The organism is Priestia sp. FW507-14D1A (assembly GCF_058781295.1).
The window spans coordinates 141836-163926 of sequence record NZ_JBYSWQ010000006.1 but is presented as its reverse complement, the minus strand read 5'-3'; the positions used below and the strand labels follow the sequence as shown (position 1 = coordinate 163926).

Sequence of the window (22091 nt, the reverse complement as noted above, 5' to 3'; positions counted from 1 at the left end):
ATGAGAAGAGCGAAACAAGCTGTTGTAGCTTCTGCCGTAGGTATAGCCATGTTAGCGACACCATTAGCTCTACCGAATTTAGGAGGTTCTGTTGGCTCTGCGGAAGCTTCAGAAGTCGGAGCAGACGTAGGGATTGATCCAGTAGCGATTGGACAAGCGATTGCAGATGCAGCTAAAACAGCTGACAATCGAAGTGGATTTGTTAAAGGAGCAATGGAAAAAGCTTTCTTTGAATCTGGTCAACAGTACAATGTAATGGTGATGAATTTAAGTCAAGGTTATAATTCTGATCAACTACAAGGTGTACAATATTTTGATACTGTAGATTACGATGGTATTACGTTTGGAGTTTGGATATTTGAAGAAGGAACGTTTATTAATGAAGGCGACGGAGGATATGATAACTGGTCCTTCAGAGGATGGTTTGAACGCACAGGAGATGACGGTAAAACCGTCAATTTTCATAGACCTTAATTAAAATAGAGATAACAAAAGATCTAAAACGGTAATAATGAGAAGAGCCTTCCCCTTTAATGGTAAAAGGGAAGGCTCTTCTTATTATGCAACCGGTTTGGCTATTTAGAAAAAGTTCATATTTTTCTCCAATGTAGCAATATAAAAAAATCTTTTTAAGAAAGTATTTTAAACATCACTTAAGGATAGCAGATATTTATGTGCAAATTAATAATTTGTGAAAAAATGTTATCATAATCAGAATAAATTTTTTATTCAAAAAATTTATTGACAAATCAAGTGGATAAATATAATATTGCATGTAATCAAATAAAAATAAGCAAAGATTGGAAATAGTAGAAGGATATATAAACTTGTCAGAGAGCCGATGGTTGGTGAGAATCGGTAGTTATTGCCTTTGAACTCATCCAAGAGCTACTCCCTGAATATTATAAGTAGGGGATGTCGGTTTTCTACCGTTATGAAGATAGGTGGTGATAGCTGCCGAAAATGAGTGGGTTAATTATGTAATGATTGATCAATTAGAGTGGTACCGCGAGCAACGCCTCGTCTCTATGTTTTTATAGAGACGGGGCTTTTTTTATACATTAATATGACAAAGGAGTGTTTCTGAAATGACGAGAAAAATTTGGATGTTTGATACGACTTTAAGAGATGGCGAGCAAGTTCCGGGGGCTAAGCTGAACCTGTATGAGAAACTAGAAGTAGCACAGCAACTAAAGAAGCTGAAAGTCGATATTATCGAAGCTGGTTTTCCTTCGTCTTCAGCTGGTGATTTTAATGCTGTGAAAGAAATTGCTATGAAAATAGGAAATACAGACGAAACGATCATTACAGCGTTAGCAAGAGCAGTAAAGACTGATATTGATGCTGTTTATAATAGTGTGAAATATGCTAAAAGACCGTTAATCCATATAGTTTTAGGCGCTTCAGACATTCATGTGGAAAAGAAGTTTGGAAAATCGAAAAGTCAAATTTTAGATCTTGGTGTTGATGCAGTAAAATATGCCAAAACATTTCTACCAAATGTACAATATTCAACGGAGGATGCGTCTCGCTCCGATTTTGAATATTTATGGGCAACGATCGAAGCTGTTGTAAAGGCGGGGGCTACCATTATTAATGTGCCCGATACAGTTGGCTATGCCGAGCCGGAAGAGTTTGGTGAACTAATATTTAAAATAAATGATCGCTTGAAAAATTTGAATGATAAAGTGCTTTTAAGTGTCCATTGTCATAATGATCTTGGTATGGCGACTGCGAATACGTTAGCTGCAATTAAAAATGGAGCAGATAAAGTTGAATGTACGATAAATGGTATTGGTGAGCGTGCAGGCAATGCTGCACTAGAAGAGGTCGTGATGGCAATTAATACACGCTCATCAGTTTATAATGCGTACACAAATATTAATACAAAAGAAATCATGAATACATCTAGATTGGTAAGTAGTTTAATGGGACTTGATGTACAAGTAAATAAAGCCATTACGGGTGATAATGCTTTTGCTCATTCTTCAGGTATACACCAAGACGGCTTATTAAAAGCAAGAGATGCCTACGAAATCATTAGCCCAATTGAAGTTGGTTTAGATGATATGGAACTTGTTTTAACCGCCCGTTCTGGACGTCATGCGGTGAAAAATGCTCTTGAATCATTAGGCTTTAATGAGATGACTAACATGCAATTTGAAGGGATATTTGAAGCTTTCCTTGCATTGGCAGATGCAAAAAAAGAAGTATATAATCATGACTTATATGTCATCGTTGAGAATTATTATGCGAAAAATGATATTCATAATCAGGATATAATGCACTATAGTAATCATTTTTATGAACTAATCGACTTGCAAGTGATTAGTAATACAAATTTTCCGTCTGCAAGTGTGAAGATTAAAAAGGGTGATCAAATATTGAAAAGTAGTGCAGTCGGTTCTGGTCCGATTGATGCCTTGTATTCAGCTATTACAGAAATTAGTGATTTAGATATTAAATTGATCGAATATAATATTAGCAGTGTATCAAGAGGTAAGGAAGCATTAGGGAAAGTTAAGATTCAAGTGGAATATAGAGGAGAAAAGTATGTTGCCAAAGCAACAGATACGGATGTTATGAAAGCAAGTGCATTTGCTTATATCAATGCTGTAAACAATATTGTGGTTGATACTTTACTTCCGATTGAATAAATAAAAGGTAATATGCACCTTGATATGCTTAGTTTGTTAAAGTATGGACATGGCAATATTTACTGGATATTAAGTTAGGCTACTATGATGAATGAAAAGAAACATGAATGCAAAAAACTTAGGAATCTATGGATTTCTAAGTTTTTTGTATCCTGGGAATGTAGATTATGGAAACTAGGCTTTTTTACTGTGTTTACCTTTTTTACCAAAGCAATTTGTTCCTATAACTCCTGCAATAATGATAAGGGCCCCGACTAGATGGTAAAGGTAAAATTGTTCTTTTAAAAAAAATACTCCTGCCAAGATTGTAATGAGTGTAGCAAAGTTACTAAAGACACTCATTTTAGATGCTTCTATTTTTGATAAGGCGTAATTAGAAAGATAGGAAGTAACTAAAGATGATAATAAACCTAAATAGACAATTGCAATCACAAAATTCAGATAAAGAAAAGGCTGTATAAATTGGTGGATAGTGTTATTCATAAGATGATTTGTCAATGCCAAACCATTAAAGGTAATAAAACCAAATAAAGTCATGATATATGTGATAGCGAATAAGGAATATCGTTGAGTTAAATTTCTAGCACATACATTGTATAGGGACGATACAAGTGCAGAAAGTAAAATCAAGCCAGTTCCTAGTAGACTAGTATTTTTATTTTCTATATCGTTCATATACATAATATATATCACACCTACTACCGAGAAAATAATAGCTACCTTTTGGCCTAATGTAGATGTTTCTTTTAAAAATACGCTCGCAAAGATTAAGGTGAAAATTGGGATTGTTGCTTGAATAATTCCAGCTTCAGATGATGATACATTTACTAATCCAAATACCTGAAAGGCAAAAAAGAGAGTGGGGTATAAAATAGCTAACAAAGCAATGATCCCTATATCCTTTTTGGTTACTTTTAATGCTTTTTTCGTCAGTACTTTTAAGGTGGTAACTCCTATAAAAGCAATAGTAAATCGATGTGCTAGTGCATCAAAAGGTGTAGCAATAGTTAATGCAACTTTGACAAACATAAATGACAATCCGATAATAATGGCATAAGTAAGTGCAGCTATATATGCTCTTTTCTTTTCAATCATGTGAATAACCTCCTTTAGATTTTATCCGGCCGGTTATCACTATAGTAAGAGAAACTAACAATATCTACGATATGAAAAATACACATCTGTATCGGTACAGATGTGTATTTGGAGGAATACTATGCTTAAATATGAAACAATTTATCATTCACTGCTTCAAAAGATACAGTCTGGGGACTTTCAAGCAGGAGGAAAATTACCCTCAATTAGAGACTTATCGTACCAATATATTTGTAGTAAAAGTACAATAATATCTGCCTTAAAACGTTTGGAAGAGCAACATATTATTTATTCCATTCCAAAGAGTGGCTATTACGTTGTGGAACATCAGGTCTTCGAAGAACCTATATCTACTGAAGGTGTTGATTTTGCAACATCATCTCCAACATGGCATGCATTTCCTTATAAAGACTTTCAACAGTGTATTAATAAAGCGATTGATACATATCAAGAAGAATTGTTTCGTTATGGAACACCAAAAGGTTTATCTTTATTAATTGTAGAAGCTAAGAAGCTCTTAGAATCTTATCAAGTATTTACGAAATCTGAACAGATCTTCATCACTTCAGGGGTTCAACAGGCACTCGCTTTACTGAGCATGATGCCTTTTCCAAATAACAGATCTACTATTTTAGTTGAACAACCTAGTTACCATTTATATATGGATATGCTGAAAACATATGGAATTCGTGCAATAGGCATTCAACGTACAGCGCAAGGTATTGATCTAAAACAACTAGAGAAAATATTCAATGAAGAAGAGATTAAATTTTTTTATACAATGCCACGCTTTCATAATCCTTTAGGAACATCATATAGCAAAAAAGACAAAGAAGCTATTTTACAGTTAGCTTATAAATACAATGTGTATATTATAGAAGATGACTATTTAGCAGATTTTGAATATAACACAAAGAATGATCCTCTTTTTGCAGAGGATATAAAAGAACAGGTTATCTACTTAAAGAGCTTTTCAAAAATCATGTTTCCAGGTTTAAGGCTTGGTTTAGCCGTTCTTCCTCCCTCTATTCTCAGCACCTTTCAAAAATTTAGAATGACCTTAGATATAGATAGCTCTATGCTTTCACAAGCTGCACTATATCTTTATATAAAAAGTGGTATGTTTGAACATAATAAATTAAAAGTAAGTAGTATTTACCATAAACGTGCACAAATTCTTCATCAATCGCTGAAAAATTATCTAGCTAATTACGAATCATCGTCAGAAATAGTTATGCATGGTCATATTTTGTTACCTAGACAAGTAAATATGAAGTTATTTATTCGTTATTTATACGAGCAAGGTGTATATCTGGATTCAGTTGAAAGTAATTATTTAGCCAACTTTCACAAAGAACGGGTTTTAAAGTTAAATGTGTCAAATGTTGAAAATCACCGAGTTGAAGAAGGAGTCAAAAAAATCGCAAGTGCTTTAAAAAAAAGAGATAATTATTTTTCTTAATTACCTAATGTAATTAAGGTCTTTAACACTGTTTAAGACGAAGAGACTTAAGAGTATTATTCTTGTAATGATATACATTTTCTCGCTTGCCTTCTATAATTTCTTCCTACCGGTAATATTGGTTATGTTAATCAGAAAGACTACTTAACATCAATTTGCTTACTTCTAATTTGGTTTTTATTACATATAGAAGGCATAAACGATATGGAATACATTGTGAAATTGTATTTCATAAAAAAAATTGTTAATATAAAGGTACAATTATGAGAGGACTGATGAATGGACAATGATTAATTAATCTATATTTTTTATTTGAAATGAATAACTTCAAACTACAAAATATAGGATTAGTCTATCCATTTTTATAAATCAGTTTATACTTCATTTGTCATTATTCCGATGGCAAATAAGCACTTATTTAACATAAGTGAAAGACTAATCCTTCCAATTACAAACTGGGAGGATTTTTTATGCTCTCATAGGTAGGCTTAATATTTTTTAATGCTGCAACGTAATCTAATGAATAAAGGAGAGAGAGAAATGAGCAGTTCAGAAACTATTGTTACGCATGTAATACTCTGTATAAGTCGTTAACATCCATCAAACTTATACAGAGTAATTTAGAATAGATGGAGGTGCCGACTTTGTATAAAAAGTAAAAAGTGTTGCTATACAAAGGAGGAATTATTATGTCAATGATACAAGTTCAAAATTTAACTTTTTCTTATCCGAGTAGTTTTGACAATATTTTTGAAGATGTAAACTTTCAAATAGATACGGATTGGAAACTTGGATTTATCGGTAGAAATGGACGAGGTAAAACAACATTCTTCAATTTATTATTAGAGAATTATGAGTATAGTGGAGAAATCATTTCATCTGTAGAATTTAATTATTTCCCTTATCCAGTTTCGGATAAAAACAAGTATACTCATGAAATCTTAGAAGAAATCTGCCCCCTAGTAGAAGATTGGGAATTTCTTCGTGAAATATCCTATTTGAATGTTGATGCGGAGGTCATGTACCGACCATTTAAAACATTATCTAACGGGGAACAAACGAAGGTGTTGCTTGCTGGACTTTTTTTGAATGAGGGTCAATTTCTATTGATTGATGAACCAACCAATCACCTAGACACTGATGCACGAAAGATAGTCTCTGATTATCTAAGGAAGAAAAAAGGGTTTATTTTAATTTCCCATGACAGAATGTTTTTAGATGGATGCGTGGATCATATCTTATCTATCAATAGAGCAAACATTGAAGTTCAAAGTGGTAACTATTCTTCGTGGAAATTCAACTTTGATAGACAGCAGGAGCACGAAGAAGCAAAGAATCAACGTCTACAAAAAGACATTGGAAGATTAAAACAATCTTCAAAGCGTGCAACAGGTTGGTCTAATCAAGTGGAATCTTCCAAAAATGGGACAACAAGTTCTGGTTCTAAGTTGGATAAAGGTTTTGTAGGACATAAAGCAGAAAAGATGATGAAGAGAGCAAAGACCCTTGAATCAAGGCAACAAAAAGCTATTGAAGAAAAGTCCAATTTGTTAAAAAATGTAGAAAAAACCGAAGCTTTAAAATTAGAACCATTGGAATTCCAATCGAATGAATTAATTAATTTAACTGGTGTATCTGTTAAGTATAATGCCCAAATAGTAAACAAGCCAATTAGCTTTAAAGTTGAACAAGGTGATCGTATTGTACTTGATGGAAAGAATGGAAGTGGCAAAAGTAGTATTCTAAAACTAATTCTAGGGAAATCCATACAGTATACAGGCTCAATGAATGTAGGCTCTGGCCTCATTATTTCTTATGTCCAACAAGATACCTCTCACTTGAAAGGACGATTATCGAACTTCATTAAAGAATATAAGATTGATGAAACATTATTTAAATCTATCCTACGTAAGATGGATTTTGACCGAATTCAATTTGAGAAAGATATATCTCACTATTCTGGTGGACAAAAGAAAAAGCTGCTTATAGCCAAAAGTTTATGTGAAAAAGCTCATTTATATATTTGGGATGAACCATTAAATTTTATTGATATTTATTCGCGTGTGCAGATTGAAGAGCTCATTCAAAGTTTTAGTCCCACAATGGTTATCGTTGAGCATGATCAAGCATTTCAACAAAAAGTTGCAACGAAAATTATCTCTATGTAAGCAAATATGAGGAATTAAAGCTTTAATTGTAGATTAGATTATTAAACAAATTATAAGGAGCGTTAGTCTAAGAAAAGATTAGCGCTTCTTCTTGGTGCCAGGAATACGTTTTATAGCAACTAAGGTTTTATATCATATATAGTCGGAAAATAGAAAAACCTACTGCTCCTGTACAGTAGGTTTCCCATGTTTAGAATAGGAAATTTGGTGTGATGCCTTACGGCGTCTTGGGTAGTTTGCTCAAGGCGTTCTATAATTATTAAAAAAAGAAACAAACTAACAAAAATGTTTCATCAAACTCTAATCCATCTTACTACTATGTCCATAACGATTTAAATTTCCCCACTATCAGCGAAAACAAATTCCCCATTGATCTTCACCAATCGCACCCTTTCGGAATAGAGCCTATTCAACTACAGCTAGTGCAAAGTACACGTTTTTATGCGCCTTTAAGTTCACATTTAATCCTGTCATATATCGTTTCTCAATATCCGTCGGGCTTAAATTCTCGAGCAAATCCAATCCGAGTTCTACCATTTCTTGCTTCATACTAGCTGGATCAAAACCTGTTTTCATTGGCTCTCCTATCTTATTCATCATTTTTTCTTTCCTTTTCAAATCAGTGGAAGTAGTTTCCTCATTAAATTCATCTACACTGAAGTAATCAAATACAATCATGCTCCCAGAGGGAGTCACCTTAGGTATATTAGCTAGTGTTTTATATACTTCTTCTTTAGATAAGTACATTGTAACTCCTTGCCAGCTGAAAAAACTTTTGGATGGGACAGAATAGTTTAGTGATGAATTGAGTTTATTTACTATATCCTCTCGAGTGAAGTCGATAGAAATGTAATGTAGGTTTTCTGGATGATCCCAATCCACCTTATCCACACATTGACGTTTAAAACTTTGCGTCGCAGGATGATCTAGTTCAAATACATTAAGACTCTTTAACAAATCAGGATATCTAAATGCAAAAGTATCTAAGCCAGCACCTAAGATTACATACTGTTCTAAACCAGTTTCAATCGCCTTCATTAAACAATCTTCTGTGTATCGAGAACGACTGATAGAGGCTGTAGAATTCATCAAAGCTTCTTTTGGCATAATCTCCTCTATTAATTTTTTTTGTTCTTCAGGAATTAGTTCATATGCCAAAAAGTCATTGAAAATTTTATGGTTTGCATATTTTGAGTGAATACCTCGAATATAAGCTGTCATCATCGCGGTAAAACTGATTTGGTTTTCTTTCATTTATGAATCTCCTTTTGCAATTACATTTGATTTTAACATTCAAATATTATTTTACCTTTAAAGGGTTATTCCAGAAAATGGACCGTTTGTGGCATAACCTTATATTACTTTTACTATAGGAAACCCCTTCAGATGTAGGGTTTAATACAATCTGGTCACCAAGTGCTTCAATTTTTAATTCTATAACTTCTACTTCACTAGTTACCTTTAAATTCTTCCCCAATTTCTTTTATATGAATACCAATCCTAATCTGTATTTTATTGAAAAAAGATTTAAATACCAGACTGGAAAAAAGTACAAAAATGTGGTGTTATAAAGGTAGGAAATGAATGATTTTTAATAAAAATAATAAGTTTTAAATAGATACTTTGAAGAGAAATATGAAAAAACCTGTATTTTAAAATACAGGTTTTTTTGCTTCTTATAATTGGTTTTATGGTAACTAAATATCTTGATCATACGGCTTAAAAATAAAAGAACCTACCTCATTCTTAGTTAGGTTCTTTTGGAAAGCAATTTATTTTTAATGACTTCATTCACCTTGAATATTGTGTGCAACTGTTGTAGCAGGTATGTAAACAATTATATCTAAAGAGAAGGGCAAGATTAGTTTAGGTAGAAAATAATAAAGAGCTAATCCAAATAACTCCCTTAATAAAAAACAGATATTTAATCAGGTTGTTTATGTTCTCTGTAGGTTAAAAAACAAAAAAGCTCCTGGTATAAACAGTATGTATTATACCTTTTATTCAGTTTTTAACTATTAAACTAGAGTTAGGTAGATAAGTTAATTCATTGACATAAACCAATAATCCAGGGTGATTCCTACATAGTTTCCAATTATGTAGCCAAGAAAATAGTATTTATATTGAAAAATATGTTATAATTCTGCTATCGTTCGTACTCGGATACGTATGAATGAACCCTTACATGAAGCAACCTCGCCTGCCAATGTCGAGGTTGCTTTTTATTTTGCTAATATTAAGTTTTCTTCAATGCAGGTGGTCTAGAAGTACATAGTTTTTAGACACCATTGTACTCGAAAGTATTTAAGCTAACAAATAAAGAAACTTTAAGCATCTATATAAAAAACATATCTATTATCATCCTATATCATCCTAAAATACTGTAAATTTTATTACTTATCTGTATGTAATAAAATTTACAGTATTTTAATAATTATATTGTTATAAAATATATGATTTGGTAAAATAAAGAAAAAAGATTGGTGGTATTTGGATATTAATGAGTATCAAAGAGAAATTATTAATGAAATTTGCAGAGAAGAAATTAAATAAGTTACAGATTAATCTTGTACATTTTATTCCAGGAAGAATGAGACTTCGTTCAACTGTTTGGAAAGATAATAGTAAGCTAGTTGAATTAATTATTTTAAATTTGAAATCTCAACCCCTTGTCTATGACGCAGTATTTACATCAGATACCGGGAGTTTACTTATTACATATAAAGCTTCCCACATGACAAATAACAAAGAAATTGAAGAGTGGTTTCAACTTATTGAACAAATATATCAAGAAGAATATAGAGCTTAAGGAAAGGGAGGGATGAGCATGCTTCCTACTGTAATTGGTTTAGGTGCCTCTTTTATTGCTCCAAAAATTATGTCTCAATTCCGTGATCAAAAAATAAAAGTATTGCATGCGATGCCGGGGCGACTGCGTATACAATGTGACAGTTGGAAGCACCGTATCATTGCACATGCTCTAACGGAAGAAGTAAAAAAACATCCTCTTATTTTAACATCGGAAGCTTCAGAACTAACCGGCAGTTTGCTGCTTCAATTTGTTGTACCTCATATTAACCAGGAAGAGCTAGATGAACTGATGAGTTATATCGTACAAATAGCAGCTAACGCCATTTTAAACAAAGATGCTACATTGATGAATGGCATGACTAACACACTTGGATTTATAGATAAAGGAATTAAAAAGCAAACTAATGGCTTTGCTGACTTTGATAGTTTATTTGTTCTATTTTTATTAGGAAAAGGAATTCAGACGTTTGGAAGTGCGCCTGCTTTCTCTGCAAGCTTACTTTATTGGTCATACAACATCATTAAGGATAAGGGGGAAAAGAATAGGTGATGATGTTCGGGGTAAAGGTAGCTCATTCTCTCCCTGGAAGAACCCGATTTTATATAACTAAACAGCTAGAAACAAGCCATATTGAAACTTGGTTACGCTCTTTTCCAGGGGTATATTCTGCAAACTATAATCAAGTAACCGGAAGTCTACTCATTTATCATCATATTACTCTCTCTTTATACAGTCTAAAATCGTTCATCCATAAATATAAACATACACTCATGCAAGCAGCATGTTCATGGAAAAAGGCTATACCTATCATAGCTTGTGGAACTATTTTTTTAGTTAACTGGTACCTTCAACGTTCTTCGTATCCTGCTATAGTAAAAGTACTTTCCTATTGGGTTAGCACCTTTACTGCTATTAGTACTTCCTATGATGTAATTAAAGATGGTGTTCTTCATGTTCTAAAAGAACGAAAAGGGAATGCTAATACATTAACAGCTGCTTCTATATTCGCTTCTTTGTATATGAAGAATCCAGGATCGGCTTTAATTATCACTTTGATGTCTACTATTAGTGAGCTATTAACAGACTATACGTCTGAACAAACCAAGCATTATATTCACTCCGTTCTAAAATTAGATGTCTCATATGCCTGGAGAGTAAAAGAAAAGGGTGTTGAAGAAAAGGTTTTAGTCGAGGATATTCAAGTTGGTGATAAGGTTGTAGTTTTTACTGGAGAAATGATCCCCGTGGATGGAATCATAATAGAGGGGAACGGTACAGCAGATGAGGCCTCAATTACTGGGGAGTATATGCCGCGAGAGGTAAGTGGTGGAGATAATGTGTACGCTGGAAGTGTCTTGCAGAGTGGACATGTTACCGTAACAGTTGAAAAAGTAGGAGAAGATACATCTCTCTCTAAAATTGTGAAACTGTTGGAGGAAGCACAAGATAAACGCGCTCCTATTCAAAATATAGCCGATACAGTAGCTGAAAAAATGGTTCCTGTTTCTTTTAGTTTGGCACTGCTTACATTTCTCTTCACTCGAAACCTTAACAGAGCGATGAGTATGTTAGTTATTGATTTTATTTGCGGGATTAAATTATCAACGGCAACAGCTTTATACGCATCCATCGGACGTGCTGCAAAAGAAGGGGCTATTGTTAAAGGCAGTCATCATATTGAAAAGATGTCTAAACTAAATACAGTTATTCTTGATAAGACAGGAACTATTACAGAAGGAACGCCTGTGGTTCAGCAAGTAATTGCTGCTGAAGGCTTTAATCAAGAAGATGTTATTCGTTTAGCTGCAGCAGCTGAGAAAAATTCTACCCATCCTATTGCTGATGCAATTATGAAGCAAGCGAAAGAATGGAACATTTTAATTCCTATTAGAGACAATAATGCTCAAGTAGAAACAATGGTAGGAAAAGGAATTTCCACTTGGCTAAATGGTAAAAGAGTTGTTGTTGGAAGTTTACGCTTTATGAATGAATTAAAAGTCAAAACAACCAACTTACTTCAACACATGCAAAACGACGAAAATGTGATTTATGTAGCTTATGATCAAACACTTGTAGGAGTAGTTAGCATTTTTGACAAAATACGTTCTGGTATGCACCGCGCAGTGAATAATCTTCGACATCAAGGTATTAACGACATCATTATGCTTACTGGAGACAAGAGAACGGTTGCAAGAGAGATGGCGCGTCGCTTAAAACTGAACTGGTATCATGCAGAGGCTTTGCCAGATGATAAAGCCTTTTATGTGAAGAAGTATGGGAGCACAGGAGCTGTCATGATGGTAGGTGACGGCATTAACGATGCACCAGCTTTAGCTCATGCCGATGTAGGTGTAACGATGGGTGCTAAACGAACAGACATTGCTTCGGAAGCCAGTGATGTTATTATCACGTCTGATAGCCCAGAAATGCTTTCTGAGTTAGTTGGACTATCTAAAAAGACTATGAACATTATTAAACAAAACTTTATTGCCACGTTTGCTATTAATGGTATGGCAATTTTATTCGGTGCTTTAGGTATCTTCTCTCCAATTGTGGGAGCAGCTATTCATAATGCGGCCACTATTGGTGTAGTAATAAATAGTGCAAGAATTTTATGGTTAGGGAGGGAAACCAATGAATCCCAAATTCTACGTTCTGCATGATATACCAGGTCGTATTCGATTTCATATCCCAGCATTGAGAGATAAGAAAAATCATGTGGAAATAGAGCATATGTTTTCTGCTTTAAAAGGTATAACGAGTGTGAGAATAGAACCCACCATTCAAACCATGCTTATTTACTATGATGTTTCACAACTTTCTCGCAATACCATTTTTCGTTATGTATCTATCTTTTTTCAGCAAACGCGTTTAGATCCATTAGATGATATTATGATTCAAATGGATCCTGCCACACGAAATGATTGGCTACGTACATTGTTTTCTGGGGGATTACTTCTACTGGCAGGTATTCGAAAATCATCTTTTTATAAACCAGATGCACTCGTATATGGAGCAGTAGTTGCAACAGGCTATACGGTCTTATCTCATGGTACGAGCAATAAAATGAGGCACCCAGATATTTTAACCGGCATTGTTACGATGTTATCTCTAGGGCCATCAAATATGCTATATGTAGCGATGATTACATGGATTGTGAATGTGTTGGAATTGTTACATGAAAAGCAGAAAGTGCAATCACAAAAGCTATCTACAATTACGTAAGATATTCATTCATACCTTTTGTATGAATTGATATAAAAAACTTAGGATTATGGGGGAGTTTTATAATGATTAATCGCGATTTTCTAATGGGATTTGTATCAGGAACAGTGGTAGGCGCAGTAGGCTACCGTTTATATGAACAAAACGGTGGGCAATTACAACGTTTGGTTCAACCTAAACAGGCATATGGTGGACAACAAACTATTTCATCTTATCAACCTTCTATGGAAGAGCTTCAAGCACAGAAAGAGCGTCTAGAAGATATGATTGCTGAATTACAAGTAAAATAATGATAAAAAGAGTGAGGGATAGTTCCAGGCTAACTCTCACTCTTTTTATTCATAATGAGGGAATCATTTTTAAATGATGAAACGCTTATTTACCGTACGCTAAAAAGTTTCCTGTGGTAAACTCTTGTTATTATTATATTCTGCAATTTAAAAATTATCAATAATTATAGAGGGGAATGTTTTAATTTTACAAATGATCAGAAGGAGTAATTTACTTTTTATTTATACAGCGTTAAAAAGTTACAAATAAGATTCTAGACTTTACCTCTATAACTTTTGAAGAAAATTGAACGTACCGACCGTAAAAGTATACCTTTACGAACCTATCATTTACATAAGAAATCTATTATTTTTACCGTTCGTTTAAGTTTAAAGATGACATATAAACGTCCTCTAAAAACATAGACTTTAACGAACTTATTTTCGTAATAATATAAATATTAATTTAACTTAATTATAAAAGTACAAAAGAAGGAGCATCATCTAAATATATAGGAAACTCATAAGAAGAGTCTTTAACTTATAAAAAGTAAAGACTCTTTTTGTATTTGCTTTATTTAAGATAATTAAAGTAAAATTATTATTTATTTAACCTTGTTGATTTAGAAGTAAATTGCTCTTTATTTTTAAATAAGTTAACTCCATAACCTGCAAGACCTCCAATAATTGCAGGGAATATCCAACCTAATCCAATATGATAAAGAGGAAGATAGTAAGTAAATAATTGGTCAATACCAGGGATGTGTAAGCCAAAATCATTTAATCCATCTGCCAGACTTACAATAAATGTTAAGAATAGGCTACCTTGGTATACCTCAGCACATCCTTTAAATAAAGAATGAAGGAAAGTCAAAAAGATTAGAACAATTGCTAATGGATAGAGCACTGTTAAAACAGGTACTGAAAAAGAAATTAAATGATTTAATCCAACATTTGCGATGATTGCGCTAAACACGGATAAGCTAATCGCAATTTTCTTATAAGAAATAGAGGGTAATAATTTATGGAAATAAGAAGAGCATGAAGTAATAAGCCTTACGCTAGTTGTCAGACAAGCTACTGTGATCATTAAGCCTAATAGTAAACCTCCATATTCTCCAAAATAATAATCAGAAACTTTCGCTAACACCGTACCACCATTATCTAAATGTCCAAGCTTTTCTACACTTGAAGCGCCCATGTATGAAAGAGCAGAATAGATAGTTGCAAGAATAATAGCAGCAATTCCTGTAGCTTTTAGGCAAACAGTTATAATTTGCTTCTTTGTTTTAGCGCCTTTTTCTTTAATTGCATTGATAATAATGATTCCGAAAACGAAAGATGCAAGAGTATCCATTGTTAGATATCCTTCTTGGAACCCATTAAAAAAAGAGTTTGTTACATATTTTTCTGTGGGTGCTTGAAATTTTCCAATAGGATGAATAAAAGCTACTAGAACTAGAATTCCGATGAATGTTAATTTAATCGGCGTTAAGAATTTTCCGACAATATCGACAATTTTCGCCGGATTGAGAGAAAAAAAGCATGTAATAGTGAAAAATATAATAGTAAACACGAGTAAAGCTATAGAACTAGAGCCTTCAGAAATGAAAGGTTTAAGTCCGATTTCAAAAGAGACGTTACCTGTTCGTGGGATAGCAAATAAAGGTCCAATAGCTAGATAAAGAACAGTTGTAAATACTAAACCAAAGATAGGATGTACGCGACTTGCTAATGATTGTAAATCTTCTTTTCCGGAGAACCCAAAAGCTAGTACACCAAGTAAAGGCAAGCCTACTCCAGTAACTAAAAAACCCGCATTTGCTGACCAGATATTTGCTCCCGCTGACTGACCAAGCATGGCAGGGAATATTAAATTTCCAGCTCCAAAAAATAACGCAAATAACATTAAACCAATGATTACTATAAAAGAAAACGGTACTTTGTTTGACACGGTGAAACCCCCATTAAAAATATTCTTTATAAAAAATTAAATTTTCAGACAATTTAAATTACAAATAACTTATCTTTTTTGTATTATAAACAGTCAAATTACATATTTCAATATAAAAAATAAACTTTTTTAATAAAATTTAAAAAATTATCAATTTTCCGTTCATTATCCATTATTAAAATAAAAATAATATTAAAAATCCAGATTTTTATTCAAAATGCGTACGTTAAGTGAGTTAATAACGGTATTTTTTAAAAAAAATTATAAATCATATTCAAATCGCGTATATTATCCTTTTAATTAATTTGATTGAATGATATGCAAGGAAGTTTGGAAATATAGTACTACGAAACTTATAAAACTTTTTAATATTAGCTAAACACCTGAAAGGAAAAAGTAGTTGATTTATTGCTTCAAGAAATGGAGCATTCTAAGTCTTATAAAGAACGCTTACTTTTATCTCCTGAACTAGTAATTTGACAATCAACAGCTTATCTCTAGACAAAGTACTTTTCTAATGTAAAATCACTGTCTAGAATCACAAACGTTTCTGTTTCCTTTGAATGATTATCTTATGGTACTCCATTCAAGCAGTCAGAGGATAAGTAATAATGATCATTTTTTCTTTTTTAAAATATGTCATAAATTTTATATATACTGAAAAGACCTTATTAACAAATTAATTAAGGTCTTTTTATCTTTTCTTTTTGAAGCCAAAACTCAGCATATAAGCTATTAATAAAGAGATAAAAGCAGCAAAACTAATTTTTATGTAAGAAACCTCTAAAGCCCAAGGACCATATTTTTTTATATTTAAACGATACATAGACCACCACTGTCCATTTTCACCTTTAAAAAATGAGAAGATAATCCATAAAAGAACTAGAAACAAAAACCATGATAAAAAGATAATATAATTAAGCATTTTTCTATTCATAGGTCATCCCTCCGTTCTTCCCGTTTATATGTGATGCTCTTTTCTCTTAATTATAGTAACAATAATCGGGGAAAATTTAGAGTTTTTATTGAATAAAGAACGTTTGTTCGTATATAATAGAGAACAAATGTTCTTTATTTGAGGAGTTATTCCAATGGATTATGAATATCTACCAAACAGAGTCATTATTTGTATTGATATGAAAGCATTCTTTGCTTCTGTTTCATGCGTGATACGTAGGCTAGATCCATTAAAAACAAAGTTGGCAGTTGTAGGAGATACAAAGCGGTCGGGATCAGTTGTGTTAGCTGCCACACCCTTATTAAAGAAAGAAGGGATCAAAACAGGCAGCCGTCTTTTCGACATTCCTAGAAGGAAAGATATCCATGTCGTAAACCCATCCATGGAAAGGTATGTCAAGGCCTCGAACTATATTTCTAGTTTAGTGTTACAGTATGTCGCTCCTGAAGATTTCCATGCATATAGCGTTGATGAGTTGTTTATTGATGCGACAGCTTCTTTACATTTATTCGCTCGTACACCAGAAGAATTAGCCCGTAAAATCATCAACGAGATTTATCGTAAAACACGGCTTACAGCCACCGCAGGAATCGGTCCGAATCTCTTGCTGGCTAAGGTGAGCTTAGATCATGAGGCCAAGAATAGCCCAACAGGGGTAGCTTATTGGCGATACGAAGATATTCCTTTTAAATTATGGTCGATTCACCCAATGAAAGATTTCTGGGGAATCTCATCTGCTACGGAAAGACGCTTAAATCGTTTGGGCATTCACTCCATTAAAGAACTCGCTCTTTCTTCTGTAGAGATGATACGTAAAGAATTTGGTGTCTTAGGAGAGGAAATCCACCAACATGCAAATGGAATTGATTTTAGTCGCATTTCTGACGTGTATATTCCGAGCTCTCGATCATTCGGGAAGAGTCAAATTCTGTTTCGAGACTATACAAATCGAAAAGAAGTGGAATTGCTGCTATTAGAACTGTTAGATGATGTGTGCTTTCGTTTACGTATGCATCAAGTCGTGGCACAAACTATTCATTTATCCATTGGCTACAGCAAACAAACAGGTGGCGGCTTCTCAAGACAAAAGAAAATGGGGCGGGCTTCGAACCTAAGTCAAGATATCTTTCCTTATTGTTTAACCATACTACACACGTTTGATAGCGGAATGCCCATTCGATCGATTGGAATTTCTTTATCGAATACCAGTATTCAAGAAGAAGAGCAAATGAGTTTATTTGAAGATATTGACCAGCGGGAAAGAGCCTATGCACTTGCTAAAACAATTGATGAAATACAGATGCGTTATGGGAAGAATAGCGTTTTGCGAGCTTCAAGCCATCTCAAGCATTCAACAGCTCGTTATCGAAACGGCCTTTTAGGAGGTCATAAAGCATAAAGGAGGAAGATGATATGCAAAACAGAGGAATGAAAAAGTGGCGACCATTTGCAACTATGCCAGAGCAATACAGAGGATTACAAGAAGTTATAAAAAAGCAGTCAGAAATACCTCAACCTTTTTTAACAGAAGATCAAATGGAACAAATTAATTTTACCTTGATCGAAGCGCTCCATACACATAAAAAAGTATACCTTACGTATTACAAGCACGGGCAATGTATAACGGAAACAGGAGTTATTCAATTTGTAGATTCCCTTGGAGGTTTATTTGTATTTATAGATGAAGGATGTAAGCAAACGGAAAAAATGAGGTTAAGCGAGCTAATTGATGTTCGTTTCGTGTAGTAGAAAATAATAAAACAGTTTATTTACATAAGATTTCCATACATAATTAGTATAAGCTTAAAAAGTATTTAATCATTTTTCATAGATTCATTTAAAGATGTTATATAAGGAGGCTCCTAATATGAAGCAGGTTTGGACTGAGTTTGAGCAGTGGTTAAAAATAAATCGACCAGAAGCAGCAGGAACGCTTAATGAAGCAGCTTCTGAATTAGAAATTGCAGAGGTTGAACAAAAGATGGGACTAACATTCCCCAAAAACCTTAAAGACTGGTTAATGATACATAATGGACAGCGTGATGAATATATAGCAGCTATCGATAATTATACGCTACTACCTTTAGAGGAGATTCTGTATACATGGCAAACATTAAAAGAACTTTTAGACGGAGGAGAATTTGAAGATTTTCCAGAAATTGAACCTATTGGACCAGTAAAAAGAGAATTTTGGTGGAACCCACGTTGGATTTCGATTGCCACGAATGGGGGAGGAGATGATATTTGTATAGACTTGGATCCTGATAAAGAAGGGAGAATTGGCCAAATTATCACCTTTTGGCACGATTGGGAACAGCGTGAAGTAATAGCGGACAGCTTAGAAGAATGGGTAATAGCCACGATAAATCATACAGATCATTAAAGGGGAGAAGTAAATGATAAAACCTGATATAGAGAAAATCTATAAAATTCTCAAAGCACTTCCAGGTACGTCGGTGAGAGTAGAATTTGAAGATAAAGTGGGAGAAATTCTTTCTACTCCTTATTATATCTACCTAAAAAGCGAGTTTCTTGATGGACAATTAGGCTACAGAGAAGATTTAGAAGCCAATTCTCTTATAGGAAATCAAGAAGGAGATTGGCAAGAAAACTGGTTTGTTATAGGTTGTGATGAAGAAATAGGCGGTGACCCGCTCTTTATCGACATAGGGAATGAAGATTATCCAGTTTTTACAGCTGAACATGGCATGGGCGAATGGGAAGCTTTAGAAATGTATGATTCTCTAGAAGAGTTTGTAGAAGATGTTACTTAATTATTGCTTCGTTAAAAGATTTTGATAAAAGTACGGCTAGAAGAGGACAGATAGTAGTTTAGTATATACCTAACTGTCCTCTTTTTTAGTACCTATTAAACTTAGAAAGAATGTAGAGGAAGGAAGGGACTGATGGTAGGAATCGATTTCTGTATTGCCGATATACGAAGGCGCAAAGGCATTCATATCCTTTGCGTTCTTTTATCGTTGAACACTGCTAACAATTGAATAGTATATGGCTACAATGATCAAAAGCATGCCAATAATGTATAAATGAGGTATATCTTAAAGTGTTGGTCATAGAGACATTCACCTTTCTAATTTAATTCTAATTCAACAAATTTTTATTAGTTTATTTAACCACAGAAAATATGATGTACAAAAAGGGGAGATTGTTCTTTTGTTTCTTAAAGAACCTATTCATTACGTTAACTAGAGTTAGTATTTTCATTCCCGTATAGGATAATCCAAATTTAGCCATATTAAATTGTAGTATTAAAAAAGATTAATACATATGAAAAATTCTTAAAAGGTGGATGTTATATGCTTGATTCTAAAACGATTGAAATTGTCCAATCAACAGTGCCAGTTTTAAAAGAACATAGTAAACAAATAGGAAAGAGATTTTATGAATTGTTATTTGAAAAAGCGCCGGATTTGTATAATATGTTCAATCAAACAAATCAAAAAAGAGGAATTCAACAGGAAGCATTAGGCTATGCCGTGTATGCTGCTGGGGAACATATTACAAACTTAGAAGCCATTAAACCTGTAATTGAACGAATTTCACAAAAACATCGTGCGATAGGGGTAAAGGCAGAACAATATCCAGTCGTTGGTGAAACTTTACTTCAAGCAGTAAAGGATGTTTTAGGAGATACAGCTTCAGATGAGATTATTGAAGCATGGGGAAAAGCGTACGGATATATTGCCAATGCTTTTATTGAGCTAGAAGAAGCTCTTTACGAAGAGACAGAGAGTCAACCTGGAGGTTGGGAAGGATATCAAAGCTTTTATATAGATAAGAAAGTAGAAGAAAGTGATAATGTAACATCTTTTTATTTAAAAGCTAAAAATGAGAAAGAAATTGCCTCTTATAAAGCAGGACAATACCTTACATTAGCAGCAAATGTTCCGGGAGAGAAATACACGCATATTCGCCACTATAGTCTTTCTGAAGCCCCTGGAAAGGATTATTACCGAATCAGTGTAAAACGAGAAGATGCGCATGACGGTGCGCCAGCAGGAATCGTGTCAAACTATTTACATAAACAAGTTCAGACAGGAGATATTCTTAAGTTCTCAGCTCCCGCTGGAGATTTTGTACTTGATCACAGTGAACTTCCCGTTGTGCTAATTAGTGGAGGTATAGGTATTACACCTTTGCTTAGTATGCTGAATACCATTGTAGAAAAACAACCTACACGTAAGGTTACCTTTCTTCATGCAAGTATTAATGGGAAAAAGCATGCTTTTAAAGAACATGTGGCTCAACTAAATAGAAATAGCGAAAATGTTACCTCCTTCATCTGTTATAGTTCGCCTAATGAAGGGGATCACCTTGGTACTGATTTTGATAAAGAGGGTTATATTGATTTAGAATTGTTACAATCCGTTGTTCCTTCAAAAGAAGCTGTCTTTTATTTCTGCGGATCGATTCCGTTTATGGAAGCTATTCTTAAAGCACTACATAGATGGGATATACCAAACGAACGTATTCATTACGAGGTATTTAGCCCTGTAGCCATTTTAGGAGAAAAATAAAGAAGTAATATTTACCAATAAATGAAAAATATTCGATTGAAACACACGTCCTGTTTAAATAAATATGCTGTAAAAAAGCACTCATAAGCGTGCTTTTTTACTTTGCCCTAAGGAATGATTCTACAAACGATCATGATACATATAAGTATTTCTACACTCTCTGCGTACAAAAAACTGGAAAAAATTCTCTTCGGTAATTTATAATAATAGAGAACTGTGTCGAATCCTAACTATTGGAGAGATTACTATATGAGAAGACTACTTCCTTTTATAATTTTTACCATTTACTGCATTCCATATGTTTATTTATCTATGCGAAAAGATTTTGAGGATGATTCAAAGGTAAGCTATATAATCATGGCCATAGTTACACTAGCACTGTCTTATCTAAGTGGGCTTATTAGAGCGGATTTATCACTTATTTTAGGAAATATAATTTCTTTTAGCACTTCATATTTTTATAACGCATTAAGGCTTCCTGATTCTAAATGGGAGAAATATTTTTCGCCCTTTAATTCTGTCGAACAGGTAGTACTGATAAGTCTTACGGCGCTTGTGCTGCAGGTGATTGTTTATACACTTGCTCGAAAACGAGCGAAGAGATACATTCGTAATACTATGGTTTCGGAATAGTTCAAAAAAAGAGAGTTAATCATCTAATGAGCTAGACTCTTCAGGTGACCAAATGAAAGAAGGGTTAAAATAAGGAGAGCTGCTGAAATTTTATCCTCTAAAAAGAAAGTGCTAAATGAGGAAGAACAACAAATCTTTAAAACGTGTACTTACCTGCTTTAAAAAGGATACGAATCAAATAAGTTAGTTATACAACTTTTAAATATGTAAACGCAAACAAAAAGGTAGGTATTTCTCTTCCTACTTTAATTATACCACATAAAAAAACGTCGATATAGACTGTTTATTCTCATTTACTGCTGGTAAAATCAATAAAACAT

18 protein-coding genes and 1 other annotated feature are annotated in these 22091 nt (G+C 33.6%); of the genes, 14 read left to right on the top strand and 4 right to left on the bottom strand.

The features are described from left to right. Positions 1–474: a stress protein gene (locus AC3WJG_RS20260; protein WP_337134093.1), complete on the top strand. Its 474-nt coding sequence runs from the start codon at positions 1–3 to the stop codon at positions 472–474. A gap of 313 nt (positions 475–787) precedes the next feature. Beyond that, positions 788–1031: a binding site (T-box leader), on the top strand. Positions 1032–1088: 57 nt separating this feature from the next. Then, positions 1089–2657, top strand: coding sequence for a 2-isopropylmalate synthase (locus tag AC3WJG_RS20255; protein WP_225049686.1), 1569 nt, complete (start codon positions 1089–1091; stop codon positions 2655–2657). Positions 2658–2831: 174 nt separating this feature from the next. On the opposite strand, the gene AC3WJG_RS20250 is transcribed toward AC3WJG_RS20255, so the two are convergent. After that, entirely contained in the window at positions 2832–3752 is a 921-nt protein-coding gene (locus AC3WJG_RS20250) for a DMT family transporter (RefSeq protein ID WP_337134092.1), read from the bottom strand. A 121-nt stretch (positions 3753–3873) separates the two neighbouring features. On the opposite strand from AC3WJG_RS20250, the gene AC3WJG_RS20245 reads away from it, so the two are divergent. Together AC3WJG_RS20245 and AC3WJG_RS20240 are read left to right on the top strand one after the other, a co-directional pair. Further along, positions 3874–5214, top strand: a complete 1341-nt coding sequence (locus tag AC3WJG_RS20245) for an aminotransferase-like domain-containing protein (protein WP_225049688.1) — start codon at positions 3874–3876, stop codon at positions 5212–5214. Between the two features lie 689 nt (positions 5215–5903). Further along, complete coding sequence (locus AC3WJG_RS20240; protein WP_225049689.1) at positions 5904–7382, top strand: Lsa family ABC-F type ribosomal protection protein; 1479 nt, start codon at positions 5904–5906, stop codon at positions 7380–7382. Positions 7383–7787: 405 nt separating this feature from the next. On the opposite strand, the gene AC3WJG_RS20235 is transcribed toward AC3WJG_RS20240, so the two are convergent. Next, positions 7788–8636, bottom strand: a complete 849-nt coding sequence (locus tag AC3WJG_RS20235; protein ID WP_337134090.1) for a class I SAM-dependent methyltransferase — start codon at positions 8634–8636, stop codon at positions 7788–7790. Between the two features lie 1270 nt (positions 8637–9906). Between AC3WJG_RS20235 and AC3WJG_RS20230 the strand changes: the two genes are divergently transcribed. The 5 genes from AC3WJG_RS20230 to AC3WJG_RS20210 all read left to right on the top strand — a co-directional run bounded on the left by AC3WJG_RS20230 (position 9907) and on the right by AC3WJG_RS20210 (position 13709). Further along, positions 9907–10191 (top strand): HMA2 domain-containing protein, encoded by a 285-nt coding sequence (locus AC3WJG_RS20230; RefSeq protein ID WP_225049691.1) that lies wholly within the window; start codon positions 9907–9909, stop codon positions 10189–10191. A gap of 18 nt (positions 10192–10209) precedes the next feature. Next, the gene (locus AC3WJG_RS20225; protein WP_047933083.1) at positions 10210–10743 is read left to right on the top strand and encodes an HMA2 domain-containing protein; all 534 of its coding nucleotides are present in this window, start codon (positions 10210–10212) and stop codon (positions 10741–10743) included. Beyond that, the gene (locus AC3WJG_RS20220; RefSeq protein ID WP_337134099.1) at positions 10743–12857 is read left to right on the top strand and encodes a heavy metal translocating P-type ATPase; all 2115 of its coding nucleotides are present in this window, start codon (positions 10743–10745) and stop codon (positions 12855–12857) included. The genes AC3WJG_RS20225 and AC3WJG_RS20220 overlap by 1 nt, the downstream gene beginning before the upstream one ends. Continuing rightward, entirely contained in the window at positions 12829–13419 is a 591-nt protein-coding gene (locus AC3WJG_RS20215; RefSeq protein ID WP_029714746.1) for an HMA2 domain-containing protein, read from the top strand. Before AC3WJG_RS20220 ends, AC3WJG_RS20215 begins: the two co-directional genes overlap by 29 nt. A 65-nt stretch (positions 13420–13484) precedes the next feature. Next, positions 13485–13709 (top strand): hypothetical protein, encoded by a 225-nt coding sequence (locus AC3WJG_RS20210; protein ID WP_011106165.1) that lies wholly within the window; start codon positions 13485–13487, stop codon positions 13707–13709. 580 nt (positions 13710–14289) lie between these two features. On the opposite strand, the gene brnQ is transcribed toward AC3WJG_RS20210, so the two are convergent. Next, positions 14290–15642 carry a branched-chain amino acid transport system II carrier protein gene (gene brnQ, locus AC3WJG_RS20205; RefSeq protein ID WP_492588533.1) on the bottom strand — a complete coding sequence of 451 codons (1353 nt, stop codon included), beginning with the start codon at positions 15640–15642 and terminating at the stop codon, positions 14290–14292. Positions 15643–16336: 694 nt separating this feature from the next. After that, a complete protein-coding gene (locus AC3WJG_RS20200) occupies positions 16337–16579 on the bottom strand; it encodes a hypothetical protein (RefSeq protein ID WP_263034303.1) in 243 nt (80 codons plus the stop codon). A 154-nt stretch (positions 16580–16733) separates the two neighbouring features. Here AC3WJG_RS20200 and AC3WJG_RS20195 point away from each other — a divergent pair, with 154 nt between their 5' ends. The 5 genes from AC3WJG_RS20195 to hmpA all read left to right on the top strand — a co-directional run bounded on the left by AC3WJG_RS20195 (position 16734) and on the right by hmpA (position 21138). After that, positions 16734–17999, top strand: a complete 1266-nt coding sequence (locus AC3WJG_RS20195) for a Y-family DNA polymerase (protein WP_136789468.1) — start codon at positions 16734–16736, stop codon at positions 17997–17999. Between the two features lie 14 nt (positions 18000–18013). Then, positions 18014–18346 (top strand): YolD-like family protein, encoded by a 333-nt coding sequence (locus AC3WJG_RS20190; RefSeq protein ID WP_028408921.1) that lies wholly within the window; start codon positions 18014–18016, stop codon positions 18344–18346. A gap of 121 nt (positions 18347–18467) precedes the next feature. Then, a complete protein-coding gene (locus AC3WJG_RS20185) occupies positions 18468–18983 on the top strand; it encodes an SMI1/KNR4 family protein (protein ID WP_098249971.1) in 516 nt (171 codons plus the stop codon). A gap of 13 nt (positions 18984–18996) precedes the next feature. After that, positions 18997–19374 carry an SMI1/KNR4 family protein gene (locus AC3WJG_RS20180; protein ID WP_337134089.1) on the top strand — a complete coding sequence of 126 codons (378 nt, stop codon included), beginning with the start codon at positions 18997–18999 and terminating at the stop codon, positions 19372–19374. Positions 19375–19917: 543 nt separating this feature from the next. Continuing rightward, complete coding sequence (gene hmpA, locus AC3WJG_RS20175) at positions 19918–21138, top strand: NO-inducible flavohemoprotein (protein WP_337134088.1); 1221 nt, start codon at positions 19918–19920, stop codon at positions 21136–21138. Positions 21139–22091: the final 953 nt, after the last annotated feature.